This is a genomic window from Ochrobactrum quorumnocens (assembly GCF_002278035.1).
Lineage (GTDB): Bacteria > Pseudomonadota > Alphaproteobacteria > Rhizobiales > Rhizobiaceae > Brucella > Brucella quorumnocens.
This window is the reverse complement of record NZ_CP022604.1, coordinates 131,126-149,980: the sequence shown is the minus strand read 5'-3', so window position 1 is coordinate 149,980 and position 18,855 is coordinate 131,126. Positions and strand designations below refer to the sequence as shown.

Below are 18,855 nucleotides of genomic sequence, written 5' to 3'. Positions count from 1 at the left end.
TTGAACCGTTGGAACCCCTGTAACTATTTGTTTTTACGCATATCCGAACGCAAAACCGGTTCCCACTTTTGCTGGAAATGCTTTAACGCTTCACCACCTTCATCGGTAAACCACCCTGTGGCTGGGTGGTCAACTTCTGAACCGGCCAAGGTTTCGTCGTTTCAAGCACGTCGAAGCGGTGTTCGCGTAGCAAGATGGCAAGCGCAATAACCGCTTCCTGAAGCGCGAAACTTGCACCGATGCAGACGCGCGGGCCTGCGCCGAACGGCAGATATTGGAAACGGTCGATCTGATCACGGTTTTCCGGCCAGAAGCGTGACGGCTTGAAAGCGTCCGGCTCCTGCCAGTAAAGCCTGTGGCGATGGATCACCCACGGCATCACCAAAACAGCCGTACCTTTGGCAATTTTCAGATCGCCATAGCTGTCATCGACTGCCGCCTCACGATTGATCGACGGCGCGGGCGGATAGAGCCGCATCGCTTCTTCAAACGCTGCGCGCGTATAGGGCAGTTTTGCCAGCCATTCCTGCGGCGGCAGATCATCGCGACCATCCGCAAAGAAAGCGTCTATTTCGGCTTCCACGCGTGCACGTTCCTGCTGTGCCTTCGCAAGCAGATAAAGCGTCCAGCCAAGCGCACGGGCGGTGGTCTCGTGCCCGGCACCAATGAAGGTGATGATGTTATCTTCAATCTCGGAGCGGTTCAGTCCGTCCGGTCCTTCAGCGCGCAAAAGCAGCGTCAGGAAATCATTTGGAACGTCCTCGCCCTTGTCCATGCGCTCTTTACGCATAGCAATTGTGCCGGAAACCAGTTCACGGAAAAAGCCAAGCGATTGCTGGCCGCGCAGACGCGTGAAACGTGGAAGCCAGTCCGGCAGGCCAAGCAGATCAAAGGGATCAACGCGGCCCATGGTTTCAAACAGCTTGTCGATCTGGCGGGCGAAATCATTAGGATCGCCAGCGATCTCGCCGGAAAACAAGGTTTCTGCCAGAATATCATAGGTCAAAAGCGTCATGTCGTGGGCGACATCGGTTATCGTGCCACTTGTCTTGTAACGCTCGACAAAATGCTTTGAGCGCTCCCGCATGGTCTCGGCAAAACCGCCAATATGGCGCGGTGTGAAAACCGGTGCCATCGCCTTGCGCGAGCGCTTCCAGACCTGCCCCTCTGCCGTTAGAAGACCATCGCGCAGGATTGGGCGTAGAACGCGCTGGCGAATGGCGGACATGGGGTAATTGGCGGCGTTATCAACCAGCACATGGCGGATTAGTCCGGGATCATTGGCGATGATGGTTTTTATACCAAGCCAGCTCACCGACACCCAAGGCTCGTTGTATGAGGGCTCACCCCATAATTCGAGCGGGTTTTTATAAACCACGCGCATCATCTCGAAACGGCCTACCGGCTTTTCACGCGGACGCGGTGCAGGCGGAATAAAGGGATTTGCTGTGTCGGTCATCTTGGCTGCAATTTCCATCAAGCGTTCCTTTTTATAAAAATCAGGGTTTATAAAATCGGGTCAAGAACGCCCCCGTTGAGAGAATATAAGCTCCAATTGTGGCGGTTCCAGACACCCCACGCCAACCCAATTCTGTATAGCTAGCCAAATGAGCTGAATCCCCGGCAAATTTGGCCCCAAAATTTGGAAAAATCGCCTTTAACGCCTATATTAAAACCATGTTTGTCGTGTGATTCGACAGTGTTTTTGATGCTGCAGTTGCAGCAGGCTTTAAGGCCGCATCCGCGGCGCATTTTCGAAAGATTTTCATGAGCGAGACTCCAGAGATGAATTCCGAAGCCCCCGCCGAATATGGCGCGGATTCCATTCGTGTGCTGAAAGGTCTGGACGCTGTTCGTAAGCGCCCTGGCATGTATATCGGCGACACGGATGACGGCTCCGGCCTGCATCACATGGTCTACGAAGTGGTGGACAACGCCATTGATGAAGCGCTTGCCGGACATGCAACGCTTGTCACCGTTACGCTTAACGCCGACGGCTCCTGCACCGTGACCGATAACGGTCGCGGCATCCCGACCGACATCCACAAGGAAGAAGGCGTCTCTGCGGCTGAGGTCATCATGACACAGCTCCATGCCGGCGGTAAATTCGACCAGAACTCCTATAAGGTTTCGGGTGGTCTGCACGGCGTGGGTGTTTCAGTTGTGAACGCGTTGTCGATCTGGCTGAAGCTGAAAATTCGCCGCGCAGGCAAAATCCACGAAATGAGCTTCACGCATGGCGTCGCGGATTCCCCGCTGATCGTCACTGGTGACGCTGGCAGCGACACTGGGACCGAAGTCAGCTTTTTGCCGTCGCCCGATACATTCACGATGATCGAGTTTGATTACGACACGCTGGAACGCCGTCTGCGTGAACTGGCGTTTCTAAATTCCGGCGTCCGTATCAAGCTTGCTGATCGCCGTCATGCCGATATTCGCGAACAGGAACTCCACTATGACGGTGGCGTCATCGAGTTCGTGAAATATATCGACCAGAGCAAAAAGTCGCTTCTGGAAACGCCGATCTATATCAAGAGCGAAAAAGACGGAATGACCGTTGAAGTCGCCATGTGGTGGAATGATTCCTACCACGAAAAGGTACTTTGCTTCACCAACAACATTCCGCAGCGCGATGGCGGCACCCATTTGGCTGGTTTCCGTGGTGCCCTCACCCGTCAGGTAACAGGCTATGCGGATGCTTCCGGCATGACCAAGAAGGAAAAGGTGCAGCTCACCGGCGATGATTGCCGCGAAGGTCTGACCGCTGTTCTTTCCGTCAAGGTTCCTGACCCTAAATTCTCGTCGCAGACCAAGGACAAGCTGGTTTCCTCGGAAGTGCGTCCGATTGTGGAGAGCCTCGTCAACGAAGCGCTTTCGACATGGCTCGAAGAACATCCGGCGGGTGGCAAGACCATCGTCGAAAAGGTCATTCAGGCAGCAGCAGCGCGTGAAGCAGCCCGCAAGGCGCGTGACATCACCCGCAAGAGCAATCTGAGTGTGACGTCCCTGCCCGGCAAGCTTGCCGATTGTCAGGAACGTGATCCTGCTAAGTCGGAAATCTTCATCGTCGAGGGTGATTCCGCAGGTGGTTCCGCGAAGAGCGGTCGCTCGCGCCAGAACCAGGCGATTCTGCCGCTGCGCGGCAAGATCCTCAATGTGGAGCGCGTCCGTTTTGACCGGATGATCTCATCGGATCAGGTCGGCACCTTGATTACAGCGCTCGGCACTTCCATCGGCAAAGATGAAACTCACGGCTTCAACCCGGATAAGCTGCGCTACCACAAGATTATCATCATGACGGATGCTGACGTCGACGGTGCGCATATTCGTACGCTGCTGTTGACCTTCTTCTTCCGCCAGATGCCAGAACTCATCGAGCGCGGTCATATCTACATCGCGCAGCCTCCGCTCTATAAGGTGTCTCGCGGCAAGTCCTCGCAATATATCAAGAACGAAGCAGCCTTTGAGGACTTCCTCATTGAAACTGGCCTCGAAGAAGCAACCCTTGAAATGGCAAGCGGTGAAGTGCGCGCCGGACCAGACCTTCGTTCCGTCGTCGATGATGCACGCACGCTGCGTCAGCTGCTCTCCGGTCTGCACACGCGCTATGACCGGAGTGTCGTTGAACAGGCAGCGATTGCCGGACTTCTCAACCCCAATTCAACGGCAAACGACGCTACTGCACAAACCTCTGCGGGCATTGTTGCACAGCGTCTCGACATGATCTCGGAAGAAACAGAGCGTGGCTGGACTGCACATGTGACTGAAGATGGCGGCTATCGTTTTGAGCGCGTAGTTCGTGGCGTCAAGGATGTCGCAATTCTCGATATGGCACTGCTCGGTTCTGCCGATGCACGCCAGATCGACCGTGTGGCGTCACGCATGTCGGAAGTCTTTGCCGAGCCGCCTGTACTTCGTCGCAAAGACAAGGTTGAAACGCTTTCCGGCGCGATGGCTCTGCTTGATGCGATTTTCGCAACGGGCCGCAAAGGTCTCACGCTACAGCGTTACAAAGGCTTGGGCGAAATGAACGCCGATCAGCTTTGGGAAACCACGCTCGATCCGAACGTGCGTTCGCTACTGCAGGTCCGGGTAAACGACGCAACCGATGCCGACTCGCTCTTCTCGCGCCTAATGGGTGATGAAGTCGAGCCACGCCGCGAGTTTATTCAGGAAAACGCGCTCAGCGTTGCCAATCTGGACGTATAAAAAACAGCCCCCGAAAGACATCGGGGCTTTCGGGGGCTTTTTATTCAAGACAAAACAAAAACCGATGACAACAAAAAGCCCGCCGATTGGCGGGCTTTTTTTATGATCGGAAATTACTCTCCGCGGTTCTTCTTCGGATAGCCGCTTTTGCCGTCCTTCTTGAAACCATCTTTCTTGAAGTCGCCTTTAGGCTTGGCCCAGCTGTTCTTCGCATTGTCGCGACTATTGTCGCGCGGACCGTCGCGGAAATCGCTTCTTGGCTTGTCGCTGCGTGGCTTGAAATCACGCTTGCCTTCGCGCGGAGCAGCGTCGCCGCCAGCGCCAGCAACGGCCGGACGGATCACGAGGCCCTTTTCACCGGTACCGCGTTCTTCAACCGAACGACGGAACTCATCAGCCTTGGAAGCAACAATTTCAAAACGCGTTTCGTTGTCGAAAATCTTGATCGAACCGACTTCGCGCTTGGAAACGTCACCGGCCTTACAGATCAAAGGCAGAAGCCACTTAGGATCGGCGCGGTGCTTACGTCCGGCGGAAACCGAGAACCAGACGCCATCGAAACGCGCATTGCGGTCGAAGCGTTCGCCTTGCTCTGCACGATCACCGCGATCAAAGCGTTCGCCACGTTCTGGACGATCACCACGTTCTGAACGTTCACGAGGCTTCTTTCCGCCAACCGGATGAACCGGAGCGTCAGAAACTTCTTCGGCTGCAGGCAACGCAGCAAGTTCGCGATTGAGGAACGCGCTGGCGATCTGTTCCGGCGTGTAACGCTCGGTCAGTGCTTTCAAGAGTTCCTGATGCTCTTCTTCAACCGGCTGATTGAAAGCCTCGCCATTGAGAATGCGTTCGTTGTTCTTTGCCTGAACCGCAGCGATGCCCGGTGCTGGAACAGTCTGCGCATCAAGCTTTGCCATATGCAGAAGACGCTCTGCAATGCGGCGGCGCGAGAATGGAACAACCAGAACACAGGTGCCCTTACGGCCCGCACGACCGGTACGGCCTGAACGGTGCAGCATGGTTTCAGCATTGTTTGGCAGATCTGCGTGGATCACGAGATCAAGATTAGGTAGATCGATACCGCGGGCAGCAACGTCGGTTGCCACACAAACGCGGGCACGGCCATCACGCATCGATTGCAGCGCGTTGTTACGTTCAGCCTGGCTCAGTTCGCCCGAAAGGGCCACAACTGCAAAGCCGCGGTTGGAAAGGCGGCTCGCCATGTGCTTCACAGCTTCACGGGTCGAGCAGAAAATGATCGAGTTCTGTGCATCATAATAAAGCAGCGTATTGATGATAGCGTGATCACGCTCCTGCGGCGGAACAGGCATCGCGAAATAATCAATATCGGCGTGCTGACCAGCTTCGCCCGCAGCAGAAATACGCAGTGCATCTTTCTGGAAGCGCTTGGCAAGCTGTGCAATCGGCTTCGGTACGGTTGCCGAGAACATCAATGTGCGGCGGTCAGCAGGTGCTTCGCCGAGAATGAATTCGAGGTCTTCACGGAAGCCCATATCGAGCATTTCGTCAGCTTCATCGAGCACGACGACGCGCAGTTCAGACATATCGAGCGCATTACGGGTGATATGATCACGCAGACGACCAGGCGTTCCGACAACGATATGCGAGCCGCGTTCAAGCACACGGCGCTCAGAACGGATATCCATGCCACCAACACACGAAGCAATACGTGCACCAGTATCAGCATAGAGCCATTCCAGTTCGCGCTGAACCTGCAGAGCCAGCTCGCGCGTTGGTGCGATGATCATGGCAAGTGGCGCACCAGGATTACCGAAGCGCAGTTCATCACCAAGGATTGTGGAAGCCATGGCAAGACCGAAAGCAACGGTCTTACCGGAGCCGGTCTGTGCTGAAACGAGCAGATCGGCGTGAAGCGTTTCCGGTGCGAGAACAGCGTTCTGAACAGCGGTGAGAGTGTTGTAGCCACGAGCGGCTAATGCTCCGGAGAGAGCCGGAGCAATGGATTCAGGCAGAGACATGATTAACTTTCAAAAAAGCTTCACAAGTCGACACCCTTGGCCGCAAACCCTTTGGCCACAAACCCACTGACGACTACCGAAGCAACAGAATTGCCGCTTACCTATAGTGTCAAACCTCTCAGGTCAACCGGTTGAGCCCTCAATGCGCCTCATCCCAGTTATGCGCTGCACGCGCATCGACCTGTAACGGCACAGAAAGCGGCACTGCAGGCATGGCCGCGTTCTCCATCACATGACGAACGACAGGGATTGTCTTTTCGACCTCGCTTTCAGGCACTTCGAAGATCAATTCATCGTGCACTTGCAATAGCATACGTGCTGCAAGCTTTTCTTCGTTCAGCGTCTTCTCCATGCGAATCATGGCACGGCGAATGACATCGGCTGCGGAACCCTGAATAGGCGCATTGATTGCCGCACGTTCGTTGAACGCCCTCACTTGCGGGTTGGAAGCACGAATATCCGGGTAGTGCGCCCGACGCCCGAAAATCGTTTCGACATAGCCATGTTCGCGCGCAAACGCCTTGGTCGCTTCCATATAGTCCTTGATACCGGGGAAACGCTCGAAATAGGTTCGGATATATTGGCCAGCTTCTTCACGCGCAATGGAAAGCTGGTTGGCAAGGCCAAAGGCCGAAATGCCGTAGATAATACCGAAGTTGATCGCCTTGGCGCGGCGACGCACTTCCGAAGGCATACCTTCGACCGGCACACCAAACATTTCTGATGCTGTCATGGCATGAATGTCGATGCCATCAGCAAAAGCCTGTTTCAACTGCGGAATATCGGCGACATGAGCCAGTACGCGTAATTCGATCTGACTGTAATCAGCAGAAATCAGCTTGTTGCCGGGTTCAGCAACGAATGCCGTCCTGATCTTGCGGCCTTCGGCTGTACGAACCGGAATATTCTGCAAGTTTGGTTCAGATGAAGACAAACGCCCTGTCGAGGTCGATGCCATCGCATAAGAGGTGTGAACGCGCTTGGTCTGCGGGTGAATAAAGCCCGGCAGCGCATCCGTATAAGTGGATTTAAGCTTGGTCAGCTGACGCCAGTCAACAATCTTACGCGGCAGAGGTAGGCCTTCAGCGGCAAGATCTTCCAGCACCTGTGCAGAGGTCGACCATTGTCCAGTTTTGGTCTTGGACGCGCCCGGCAGACCCATTTTGCCAAACAGAATATCGCCAAGCTGCTTGGGCGAGCCGATGTTGAATTTTTCCCCAGCCAATTCATAGATTTCATCTTCATAGGCGGCCGCTGACTGTGCGAGATCGCCCGAAAGGCGCGAAAGAACCTGTCGGTCAACAGAAATACCGCGTTCTTCCATCCGTGCCAGCACATCGACCAGCGGACGTTCAAGACGCTCATAAACCGACGCCAATCCTTCTGCGGCCAGACGTGGTTTCAGCACCTGCCAGAGGCGCAGCGTTACGTCTGCATCTTCGGCTGCGTAAGCCGTTGCGCGATCGATATCGACCATATCAAAGGTTACAGAGCTTTTGCCGCTGCCCGCTACATCCTTATAGGCGATCGGTGTATGGCCAAGCCAGCGTTCGGAAAGCGGGTCCATGCCGTGTCCGCCGGTGCCTGCATCAAGCACATAGGAAATCAGCATCGTGTCATCGAAGGACGCGGTGTTGATGCCGTGACGGCGCATGACGAGCCAGTCATATTTCATGTTTTGTGCGATCTTGAGAACAGACTTGTCCTCAAGAACGGTCTTCAAGGCGTCGAGCGCCGCCCCTAGTGGAATCTGCCCCTCGACCATGCCTCCGCCAAGAAGATCACCCATGCCGGATTTGTGCTGGAGCGGAATATAAGCTGCCTTGCCCGGTGCAAGTGCCAGCGAGAAACCGATCAATTCTGCCTGCATCGGATCAAGCGAATTGGTTTCTGTATCGAATGCAACAAGACCGGTCTCAACAGCTTCCGCGAGCCACTTGTTCAGCGTCGGAAGATCGCGAATGCAGGTATAGGCCGTGGTGTCGATTTTCTGCGCAAGTGCCGTTGCAGCACGGCTTTCCGCCAATGCTTTCGGCGTGTAGCCACTGACGTCAGACACTTCGGAGGCAACAGAAACTTCGGACGAAGCGGCCGCTGATTTTGCTGGCACATCGACATCGGGACCGTGTGCATCTGCACCCCATTCCGTTTCGATATGACATGGCTCAACCGCCGACGCATCAGTGTCGGTTGCTTCGGCCACGCGACGGGTCAGCGTTGTGAAATCCAGCGCTTTCAAAAAGCCAATGAGCTTTGGGCCATTCTGTGGCTCAAGCACCAGACCGTCGAGATCAACTTCGAGCGGCACGTCTGTTTTAAGCGTTACGAGCTCCCGCGCGATTTTTGTCTGGTCAGAAAAAGCGATGATATTTTCACGACGTTTGTTCTGCTTGATCTCAGAAGCGCGTGCGAGCAGCGTATCAAGATCGCCAAACTCTTCCAGCAATTGCGCAGCGGTCTTCGGGCCAATGCCTGGAATTCCCGGTACATTATCGGTGCTATCGCCAGTCAGCGATTGCAGATCGATCATCTTTTCAGGCGGCACGCCCCATTTTTCAATCACTTCCGGGATCGAAATCTGCTTGTCCTTCATGCTGTCATACATGGACACCTGTGGCGTCACGAGCTGCATGAGATCTTTATCGGACGAAATGATTGTAACATCGCCGCCTGCATTTTCAGCCAGACGGGCATAGGTTGCGATCAGGTCGTCGGCCTCAAAACCTTCCTTTTCGATGCAAGGCAGATTGAATGCACGCGTTGCCTGACGGATCAGGCCGAATTGCGGAATGAGATCTTCCGGCGGCGCGGTGCGGTTTGCCTTATACTCGGGATAAATCTCTTTGCGGAAAGTCTGCGACGAGTAATCGAAAATGACCGCAAAATGCGTCGGCACCACACCAACATCGGTGCTGCGCGCATCCTTCAACAGCTTCCACAGCATGTTGCAGAAACCAGATACGGCCCCAACAGGCAAGCCGTCCGTCTTACGCGTCAGCGGTGGCAGGGCATGATAGGCACGGAAAATATAGCCCGAGCCGTCAACGAGGAAGAGATGATCACCTTTTTTCATGGCTTAGAATTAAAGGAAACAAAGCTCAAAGAAAACCGGCCTTATGTCAGGAGAAACGAGTGTCCACCGTTGGATCGCACGAGTGCGCTTTTCAGAGACAGTAGCTACTCCAGATCTTCCTGTATGAACTCACCAGAAACATGAATATCGATCATCTCGAGAAGGCCTGGGCCCACATTAACATATTTGTGTGGAATATTGGCCGCACCGAATACGACACTGCCTTCGTCGGCTTCGAATTGCTCTTCGCCAACCGTGAATAAGGCCCGGCCTTTACGCACAATGAAAATCTCGTCATAGGGGTGGCGATGCAATCTGGGGCCGCGTCCCGCTTCTTCAGTTGCATAGAACATGACGGACGCACCCGCCCCGAACACATTTCCTTCAAACTCACCGTGCCACTTGCCTGACGTCTTTTCCCAGCCCTTCTTACTGAGCATTGTGATCTTATCCATAAGTGCCTCTTCCCTCACACGTTTTCATGTTATCACTGATAACGGATTTCATCCGGCAAGGTAACGTTTATGTTACGAATTTGTAATCTTAAATGCCCTTGAATAGCCACAGTTGGAGGGCCAGATTACACCCATCGACAGTACGTCGGTCGCCGGTTTTCTGACCCGTCCCCCGTTGGATACCGGTTGTCGCGACAGCCTCATTCCCCTCTCCGGGCTGTCGCTTTTGAGTGTAGTGATATGGCCGTTGTGGTAACCCCCTCACCGCAACGGCCAATTCATTTTCTGCTCTCAGTTTTGCGTTCAATTTGGGTTTCTTCTTCGGGTTGCTGGTTGTAGTGTGCCACCAGTATTACGACTCGTCAGGAAGCATCCATGTCCGCGCAATCACTCGATAAAGTCCTCAATTATCTCGACACCAATCTCGATAAGAGCATCGATCACCTCTTTGATCTTTTGCGGATCAAGTCGATCTCGACTGACCCGGCTTACAAGGCCGACTGCCGGAAGGCCGCCGAATGGCTGGTCGAAGACCTGAAATCCATTGGCTTTGATGCCAGTGTGCGCGACACGCCGGGTCACCCGATGGTTGTTGCCCATCATGACGGTGCCACTGCTGATGCGGCACACGTGCTGTTCTACGGCCATTATGATGTGCAGCCGGTTGATCCACTCAATCTCTGGGACAACGATCCATTTGAGCCTGCAATCAAGGACGTTGGCAATGGTCGCAAGATCTTGACCGGTCGCGGAACATCCGATGACAAGGGGCAGCTCATGACCTTTGTCGAAGCATGCCGTGCCTACAAAGCCGTTAACGGCAATCTGCCAGTGAAGGTGACATTGCTTTTTGAGGGCGAAGAAGAATCCGGTTCTCCTTCGCTCAAGCCTTTCCTTGATGCCCATAAACAAGAGCTGAAAGCCGATGTGGCGCTTGTTTGCGATACCGCCATGTGGGACGCCGAGACGCCAGCGATCAGTGTGGGTCTGCGCGGACTTGTCGGCGAACAAATCGTCATCAAGGCTGCTGACCGCGATCTTCACTCCGGCTTCTTCGGAGGCGCGGCTGCCAATCCGATCCATATTCTCGCAAAAATCCTTGCCGACCTGCATGATGAAACCGGCCGGGTTACAGTTCCGGGTTTCTATGAAGGTGTAGAAGAAACGCCGTCGCAGATTTTGCAATCGTGGGAAAGCCTTGGCCGCACGGCTGAAAATTTCCTTGGTCCAATTGGCCTCTCAGTCCCTTCGGGCGAAAAAGACCGCAGCGTTCTGGAACTGACCTGGGCCCGCCCAACGGCTGAAGTCAACGGCATTATCGGCGGCTATACTGGCGAAGGCTTCAAGACCGTGATTGCGGCTGATGCATCCGCCAAGGTTTCATTCCGCCTCGTTCACAAGCAAGACCCGGTGAACATCCGCGAAGCTTTCCGCGCATTCGTTGAAGCACGCCTGCCAGCCGACTGCTCGGTCGAATTCCATCCGCATGGCGGTTCGCCGGCGATCCAGCTGCCATATGATTCTCCGCTTGTTTCCAAGGCAAAGGATGCGCTTTCCGACGAATGGCCAAAGCCAGCCGTATTGATCGCCATGGGTGGGTCGATTCCGATTGTCGGCGACTTCGACAAGTTCCTCGGTATGGAATCGCTGCTGGTCGGCTTCGGCCTTGAAGATGATCGCATCCATTCGCCCAATGAAAAGTATGAGCTGAATTCCTTCCATAAGGGCCAGCGTTCTTGGGCTCGCATTATGGCCGCTATCGCAGCCAAATAAGGAAGACTAAATGACGATCCGTTTTCACAAGCACGATTTGCCCAACTTGGATAATTATCAGGTTGATGCAGTCGCTATCGACACCGAAACACTGGGCCTGAACCCGCATCGCGACAGGCTTTGCGTCGTTCAGATCTCGCCTGGCGACGGCACTGCAGATGTGATCCAGATCGAAGCCGGACAGAAGAAAGCGCCCAATCTGGTTAAGCTTTTGAAAGATCGTTCGATTACCAAGATCTTTCACTATGGACGTTTCGATCTCGCAGTACTTGCACATACGTTCGGCACCATGCCACAGCCGGTTTTCTGCACGAAGATCGCCTCGAAGCTGACGCGTACCTATACGGATCGTCATGGTTTGAAGGAAATCTGCAACGAGCTTCTCGATGTTTCGATTTCCAAACAACAGCAATCATCTGATTGGGCAGCGGAAGTGCTTTCCCAAGCCCAGCTCGATTATGCAGCCTCAGACGTGCTTTATCTGCATCGCCTGAAAGCAGTATTCGAGAAGCGTTTAGAGCGTGATGGCCGTGCGAAACAGGCTGATGCCTGCTTCAAATTCCTGCCAACCCGCTCAGAACTTGATCTGATGGGGTGGCCTGATCAAGATATATTCGCTCATTCTTAGCATTTTAAACGGCGACATGAGAGAGCGCTCAGGTTACAGCATAATTCCTTAAACTTGAATCAGTTTAAGGTAAAATTATGCTGTAAATATAAAGTATTAGAGCGACCTTTGTGCGCCCAAGAGGGCGCACGGCGCTCTAGGCTCCAAACCCAATTAAACATTTGATCAAATTACTTCTTCATGATTCACTCTCCTGATAACGGGAGTTTTGGAGCATGGCAGGAGAATTCTGGCTTGATGATCGGCAATGGGCAGTGATCGCTCCTTTGCTTCCAACGAACCAACCCGGCGCGCATCGAACTGACGACCGCCGGGTGATTAGCGGCATCATCCATGTGCTGCGCACTGGCTGTCGGTGGCAGGATTGCCCCGCTGTCTACGGTCCCTCGACAACCATCTACAATCGTTTCCATCGTTGGTCTGCCAAAGGCATATGGCGGCAACTATTCGAAGCACTGGTGCAGACGACCAATCGCGACATTCACATGATCGACAGCACCACCGCAAAGGCGCACCGATCTGCTGCTGGCGGAAAAGGGGGGCGGAAGCTCAAGCCATCGGTCGATCGCGAGGCGGCAGATCGACAAAAATACATGCTGTTGTCGATGGTTGTGGCCGCCCAGTCGCACTGAGAATAACCCCTGGGCAGCGCGGTGACGCTCCCATTGCCATCCCACTGCTTGAGCCACTGCCGCCAAGCAACCTGTGCGCTGCCGATACGGCTTACGATAGCAACGCGTTACGCGATTTTCTCAAAGCTCGCGGCACTGAACCGGTCATTCCAAATAATCCGACCCGTAAGCGGATCAAACCTTTCAACCCAATTGCCTACCGCCGCCGAAACATCATCGAACGCACCTTTTGCCGCCTCAAGGACTGGAGGAGGGTCGCGACACGATATGACAAGCTCATGCTGAACTTTACAGCCACATGCTATATCGCTGCCATCGTCACATGGTGGCTCAATTGAGTCTGGACCCTAGAGCGCGTTTCGATCTGATTGGATCAGATCGGCGCTCCAATTATCTGTTTTAACGCGCAGCTTTATTCGAAAACCGTTTCACACTTTTCGGGATGCGCTTGACCCGCAGTTTTCTTTTGGTGCGTATGGTCAATCATGGCCCATTTCGGACGGCGAAACAGAAACTGCCCGTAGCCTGCCCATTGAATAAACCCATAGAGAATGACCGGTCCGATGACACCGCTTGCGGTTGTCAGCAGCGAAACTGTACCGGTATCAAGAAAACCAAATTTCAGAAGAATTGTCCGCGCGATCGCCATCGGCAGGAAGAACGCGAGATAAACGACAATCGAATGCGCTCCGAGCCAGCTTAACCCTCGATTCAGAACATTTTTATGCGGTAGCAAGCTCAAAAGCGATGAAATCGAAATTATCGCTAATGCACCGACAAGCCCCAGCAAAAGCGAAATAATCGGAAGATCGCTTACAGCCCCTCGTCCGTTTAAAAGATCACCCGCAGGCGCTATCAGCAAAGCAAGGCTTTCCGGTACTGGCATGAAAACCAGCTTATATTCGATAAGCCCCCAGATAAGCAGCCCAGATATTCCCACTACAGGGCGTTGACGCAGCCAATCGGCGGTGCGGAAAATCAAGGGTGCGAAAGCATAACCTGCAAAGAAATAGACAAAGCGCGAGCAGAACTCGTCGATCATTGTCCAACCGGTATGGATTGGCAGAATTTCCAGAATGGCCAGCAATGCGAAGGTCAACCCAACGGGTACGCGCTTCAACAGGCGCGTCGCAACGAAAAAGACCGGCAGAATGTAAATGAACCAGAGCGTTCCGAAAGGTTCAATGAACGCCATGAGATAGGCTTCGACAACACCGGTAATACCGGCCTCGCTTGCAATAGCTGGTGCTTTGAATGCGAACTGGATCGTCAGCCATAAAATGTAGAAATACAGAAAGTGAATGACCTTGCGATCAAGATAGCGCCGCCATGGTCTATCGATGACAAGGTTGAGAAAGAGACCGGAGATCAGGAAAAAGTCAGGCATACGGAAGGGCTTGGCGAAAGCCACGACATGATGCATCCAGCCTTCAGAGCCAGCGGCCTTTTCCACGCCCAACGTGGAATGCATCATGACAACAAAGATTATGCAGATACACTTGGCAATATCGACCCAGTCGACACGCTGCGAAGCGCCAGTTGCCCCACCCATTTTATTTTCTCCGTGCTTTAGACCCGCACCCTATACCCCAATCCAAATAGCAAAAACATCCTCACCGAATACAACCCTGGATTTTAACTGTTTGGTAACCAAGAACAGCAGCTAATCAAGCTAATCACGATTCTGTGCGCAACTTTTGCGACAATTACGCGACTGTGGCCTTCTTGCTACAGACTCTTTTCGGCAATCGCTTATATTGGGTACAACAGATTTAGAATTCCCCGTTCTCCAAAGGAGATTTATTATGAAGCTCAAGTCTCTTCTTCTCGCATCCACCGTTGCTCTTCTCGCAGCAACTGGCGCAAAGGCAGCTGACGCTGTAGTTTACGAAGAACCAGCTCCAGTTGTCGTCGCTCCGTCCTTTACCTGGAACGGCGCTTACCTTGGTGGCCAGATCGGTTACGGCTGGGGCAAGTCGCGTTTTGATGGCGGCATCAATGTCAAGCCAGACGGCTTCCTCGGTGGTCTCTATGCAGGTTACAATTTCGACCTCGGCAACAGCGTTGTTCTGGGTATCGACGGTGACGTGACCTACAACAACCTCAAGGACAGCTACTCTGAAACTTTCCTTGACGGAACAGACAGCGTTGAAAGCAAGCTGCGTTGGTCGGGTGCGGTTCGTGCCCGTGCAGGTTACGCAGTTGATCGCTTCCTTCCATACATCGCTGGTGGTGTTGCTTTCGGAAGCGTAAAGAACACATTGTCGTCGACTGGTGCTGATGGCTCGTTCGAAGCTTCGCAGAGCAAGACCCTCACCGGCTGGACCGCTGGCGCAGGTATTGACTATGCAGCAACTGACAACGTCATCGTACGTCTTGAATACCGTTACACCGATTATGGTAACAAGGACTACGACTTCGGCTTTGGCGACGGTTCGGTTCGCGACAAGTTCAAGACCAACGAAGTTCGCCTCGGCGTTGCATACAAGTTCTAATCTGACCTGTTCAGATGAGTTCTCAGGAAAGGCCCCGCATTGCGGGGCCTTTTCTTTTGCGCGACAGAACCGTTATTTTTTGTGAATGCGAAGTTTACCCCCCTTTAAACTGCCGCATTTACCGTTCAGGCGATAAACGCCCTCGATATATGCGGGTTGATGAATTAAGCGGTTACAAAACCAATAACCGATCAGCAGGTGGGCGGATCTAAAACGACATGACATCGCGAGACGGCAGAAACGGACGTATCGAACCTTCCTTCGGCAAACCGCAGGAAAAGGAAGAGGACGTGTTTCGCGTCGACGAGGAGGAGCGCATGGCCCGTCCGCAACGCAAAAGCAAACCAACGAAAGATCGCGAGCCCCGCGGTTCGCGCCGCTCGCCCAAAAAGCGTGGTGGCTTTTTCGGCTTTGTTCGCCGCGCCTTCTACTGGTGCCTCGTGTTGGGTCTTTGGGGCGGCATCGCTTTTGCGGGCATGCTCGTTTACTTCGCAGCCAAAATGCCGCCGACAACCGACTGGACTATCCCGGATCGTCCACCAAATGTGCGTATTGTTGATGTCCAGGGTGGCTTGATTGCTAATCGCGGCACAACTGGCGGCGAAGCAGTCGGCTTGCATGAAATGTCGCCGTTTATTCCGCAAGCCGTCATGGCGATCGAAGACCGCCGTTTCATGTCACATTTCGGCATTGACCCGATTGGTCTCGCGCGTGCGATTGTGACCAATGTGACCTCGGGCCGCGCTGTACAGGGCGGCTCGACGCTCACACAGCAGCTCGCCAAGAACTTGTTCCTCTCGCCCGACCGCACACTGGAGCGTAAGGTACAGGAAGTGATGCTCGCCCTCTGGCTTGAGCATAAATACACCAAAGAGCAGATATTAGAGATGTATCTGAACCGTGTTTATCTTGGTTCAGGTGCCTATGGTGTCGATGCTGCATCGCGACGCTATTTCGGGAAATCCGCCAAGGACGTGAACCTGATGGAAGCGGCGACTCTTGCCGGTCTTCTCAAAGCCCCTTCGCGTCTTTCGCCTGCGCGCGATCCAGAGGCAGCAAGTGCCCGCGCTAAGCTGGTGCTGGGTGCCATGCGCGAAGAAGGCATGATCGATGACCGTCAGGTGGCGATTGCAGAAAGTGAGCCGCCAACGCGCGCAGCCTCTTACTGGCAGGGCTCTGAAAACTATTTTGCCGACCGGGTCGTTGCCGAAATTCCGGCGCTTATCGGCGAGACAAAGACCGATATCACGGTTGAAACCACTGTCGATCTCAATCTCCAACGCGCTGGCGAAGAAGCGATCAAGGATCAGATCTCGACAAACGGCAAGAAGATGAATGTAAGTCAGGGGGCGCTCGTTTCCATTGATGGTACGGGTGCAGTGCGCGCATTGGTGGGTGGCTATGATTATGCCGCCAGTCAGTTCGACCGTGTGACCGACGCGCGCCGTCAGCCTGCCTCTTCATTCAAGCCTTTTGTGTATCTGACAGCGCTAGAACAGGGTCGTACACCGGATTCCGTACGCAACGATGCGCCTGTGCGGATCGGCAAATGGACGCCCAGCAACGACAACGGCAAATATATGGGTGAAGTGACGCTGGCGACGGCTCTGTCTCACTCGCTTAATTCCGTTTCGGCGCAGCTGGTCATGGAAGTTGGTCCGCAGACCGTAATCGACACCGCACACCGCCTTGGCGTTCAGTCTAAGCTCGAACCCAATGCCTCGCTGGCACTTGGCACCTCAGAAGTCTCATTGCTTGAATTGGCAGACGCCTATGTGCCGTTTGCCAATGGTGGGTATCGTGCGCCAGTGTATTTCATTACCCGGATCACGGATTCTGAAGGCAAGGTTCTCTACCAGAGAGAAGATGGTGTCGGTCCGCGCGTGATCGATGAGCGCACTGTTGGCATGATGAATGCGATGCTTCGTCGTACAGTGGAAGATGGCACGGCCAAACGTGCAGCTTTTGGTTGGCCTGCAGCTGGCAAAACCGGCACCAGCCAGAATTTCCGCGATGCGTGGTTTGTCGGCTATACAGCAAATCTCACGACCGGCGTCTGGTTCGGCAATGATGATGGCAAGGGCATGAAGCGGGTCTTTGGCTCCACGCTTCCTGTTGCCGCCTGGAAAACCTTCATGAAGGAAGCCCATAAGGGTGTGCCTGTCGCAGAACTTCCGGGCCATTACGACATTCAGAACATCGTGCCAGGTGGCAGCGACGGCATCGATCCGAACAATCCATATGAACCTGGCATGATTCCGCAAGGCGGCTATGGCGATCAACCAATGGCAGGCAATGGTGATGATGGCTATTGGCCACCAGCACCTGACTCCCCCGCTCGCAATACGGTTCAGCAGGGTCAGCAATCCGGCGTACCGGCCAATTATCCGGTGAATGACAATGGCGCACCACTGCCTCCGGGTAATGTTGGCGGTCCACCACCGCAGCAGCGCGATTCAACGACGTTGCTCGACATCATCATGGGTAATACGCAGTAGGAGTGTTCTCTCGTAAAGCCGGGCCGGTCGTTGATCGGCCTAGAGCGTGTCGTGCTTAATCGCACCCAAGGCGCTCGCTCTGGATTCTTTTAATTGTCGCATGTTCGCGGGAGCTCAAATGAATCCATTTGAGCGCGACATGCTTTAGCCTCGCGATCAAGTGAAGCACCACGCATTGCCTGTTGCTAATTCCCCTCGAAATCCTGAGCAGCTTAGTCTATTCAAGGATTGAGAGTGAGGTTTTCATGTCTACAGTTTCCCACACTGATACGTCCCGGTCTGATGCTCCCAAGTCAGACACTCCCAAGGCAGATGCGGAACGTAAGACCCTTGTGCTGACAGGGGCAAGTCGCGGTATTGGCCACGCCACGGTCAAGCGCTTCTCGCGCGCCGGTTGGCGCGTCATTACCTGCTCGCGTCAGGACTTCGCCGAAAACTGCCCTTGGCCCGCAGGCCCCGAAGACCACATCAAGGTCGATCTGGCCGATCAGGAAGATATCGGCAAAGCCATTGCTGAAATCCGCCGCAGATTGGAAGCCAACGGCAGTAAATTGCATGCGCTCGTCAATAATGCTGGCATTTCGCCAAAAGCAGAAGGCGGTCGTCGCATGAATTCAATTGAAACTCCCATGGCTGTCTGGCGCGATGTTTTTCAGGTGAACTTCATGGCCCCGATCATGCTGGCGCGCGGACTGTTCAAGGAGCTGGAAGCAGCACAGGGTTCTGTCGTCAACGTGACTTCTATTGCAGGCAGTCGCGTTCATCCCTTCGCAGGTACTGCTTATGCGACGTCCAAGGCAGCACTGGCAGCGCTTACACGCGAAATGGCTTCCGATTTTGGCCCGCATGGAATCCGAGTGAATGCCATTGCGCCCGGCGAAATCGACACCGCCATCCTGTCACCCGGTACGGAAAAGCTGGTAGAACAGCTGCCAATGCGGCGCCTTGGAAAGACCTCCGAAGTGGCCGAGACCATTTATTATCTCTGCTCCGAAGCCTCATCCTATGTGACCGGCTCGGAAATCCATATCAATGGTGGTCAGCACGTCTAATTATTTTCGAAGGCGCGGCGTTGAAAAACACCGCGCTTTT

Annotated in this window: 11 protein-coding genes and 1 pseudogene; 7 read left to right on the top strand and 5 right to left on the bottom strand. The window is 54.1% G+C overall.

Features of this window, described 5'->3' with window-relative positions; all coding sequences use genetic code 11:
- Window positions 1-82 precede the first annotated feature (82 nt).
- Window positions 83-1,477 (bottom strand): cytochrome P450, encoded by a 1,395-nt coding sequence (locus tag CES85_RS10135; RefSeq protein WP_095445887.1) that lies wholly within the window; start codon window positions 1,475-1,477, stop codon window positions 83-85.
- 290 nt (window positions 1,478-1,767) lie between these two features.
- On the opposite strand from CES85_RS10135, the gene gyrB reads away from it, so the two are divergent.
- Window positions 1,768-4,209, top strand: coding sequence for a DNA topoisomerase (ATP-hydrolyzing) subunit B (gene gyrB, locus CES85_RS10130; protein ID WP_095445886.1), 2,442 nt, complete (start codon window positions 1,768-1,770; stop codon window positions 4,207-4,209).
- 113 nt (window positions 4,210-4,322) lie between these two features.
- On the opposite strand, the gene CES85_RS10125 is transcribed toward gyrB, so the two are convergent.
- The 3 genes from CES85_RS10125 to CES85_RS10115 form a co-directional block, all read right to left on the bottom strand.
- Window positions 4,323-6,209, bottom strand: a complete 1,887-nt coding sequence (locus tag CES85_RS10125) for a DEAD/DEAH box helicase (protein WP_095445885.1) — start codon at window positions 6,207-6,209, stop codon at window positions 4,323-4,325.
- 139 nt (window positions 6,210-6,348) lie between these two features.
- Window positions 6,349-9,282 (bottom strand): DNA polymerase I, encoded by a 2,934-nt coding sequence (gene polA / locus CES85_RS10120; protein WP_095445884.1) that lies wholly within the window; start codon window positions 9,280-9,282, stop codon window positions 6,349-6,351.
- A gap of 104 nt (window positions 9,283-9,386) precedes the next feature.
- Entirely contained in the window at window positions 9,387-9,737 is a 351-nt protein-coding gene (locus CES85_RS10115; RefSeq protein ID WP_095445883.1) for a cupin domain-containing protein, read from the bottom strand.
- A 375-nt stretch (window positions 9,738-10,112) separates the two neighbouring features.
- Between CES85_RS10115 and CES85_RS10105 the strand changes: the two genes are divergently transcribed.
- From CES85_RS10105 to CES85_RS10095, 3 genes and pseudogenes are all read left to right on the top strand, one after another.
- Window positions 10,113-11,510: a dipeptidase gene (locus tag CES85_RS10105; RefSeq protein WP_095445882.1), complete on the top strand. Its 1,398-nt coding sequence runs from the start codon at window positions 10,113-10,115 to the stop codon at window positions 11,508-11,510.
- A gap of 10 nt (window positions 11,511-11,520) precedes the next feature.
- Window positions 11,521-12,138 (top strand): ribonuclease D, encoded by a 618-nt coding sequence (locus CES85_RS10100; RefSeq protein ID WP_095445881.1) that lies wholly within the window; start codon window positions 11,521-11,523, stop codon window positions 12,136-12,138.
- 215 nt (window positions 12,139-12,353) lie between these two features.
- Window positions 12,354-13,039: pseudogene (locus CES85_RS10095) on the top strand (IS5 family transposase); the annotation flags it as partial.
- A 143-nt stretch (window positions 13,040-13,182) separates the two neighbouring features.
- Here CES85_RS10095 and CES85_RS10090 read toward each other — a convergent pair.
- Entirely contained in the window at window positions 13,183-14,322 is a 1,140-nt protein-coding gene (locus tag CES85_RS10090; protein ID WP_095445880.1) for an acyltransferase family protein, read from the bottom strand.
- Between the two features lie 253 nt (window positions 14,323-14,575).
- Between CES85_RS10090 and CES85_RS10085 the strand changes: the two genes are divergently transcribed.
- The 3 genes from CES85_RS10085 (at window position 14,576) to CES85_RS10075 (ending at window position 18,815) form a co-directional block, all read left to right on the top strand.
- On the top strand, window positions 14,576-15,265 hold the full coding sequence (locus CES85_RS10085; RefSeq protein ID WP_095445879.1) for an outer membrane protein: 690 nt from the start codon (window positions 14,576-14,578) through the stop codon (window positions 15,263-15,265).
- A 218-nt stretch (window positions 15,266-15,483) separates the two neighbouring features.
- The gene (locus CES85_RS10080) at window positions 15,484-17,763 is read left to right on the top strand and encodes a transglycosylase domain-containing protein (protein WP_095445878.1); all 2,280 of its coding nucleotides are present in this window, start codon (window positions 15,484-15,486) and stop codon (window positions 17,761-17,763) included.
- A gap of 245 nt (window positions 17,764-18,008) precedes the next feature.
- Window positions 18,009-18,815, top strand: a complete 807-nt coding sequence (locus CES85_RS10075) for an SDR family NAD(P)-dependent oxidoreductase (protein ID WP_095445877.1) — start codon at window positions 18,009-18,011, stop codon at window positions 18,813-18,815.
- The last annotated feature ends 40 nt before the right edge of the window (window positions 18,816-18,855 follow it).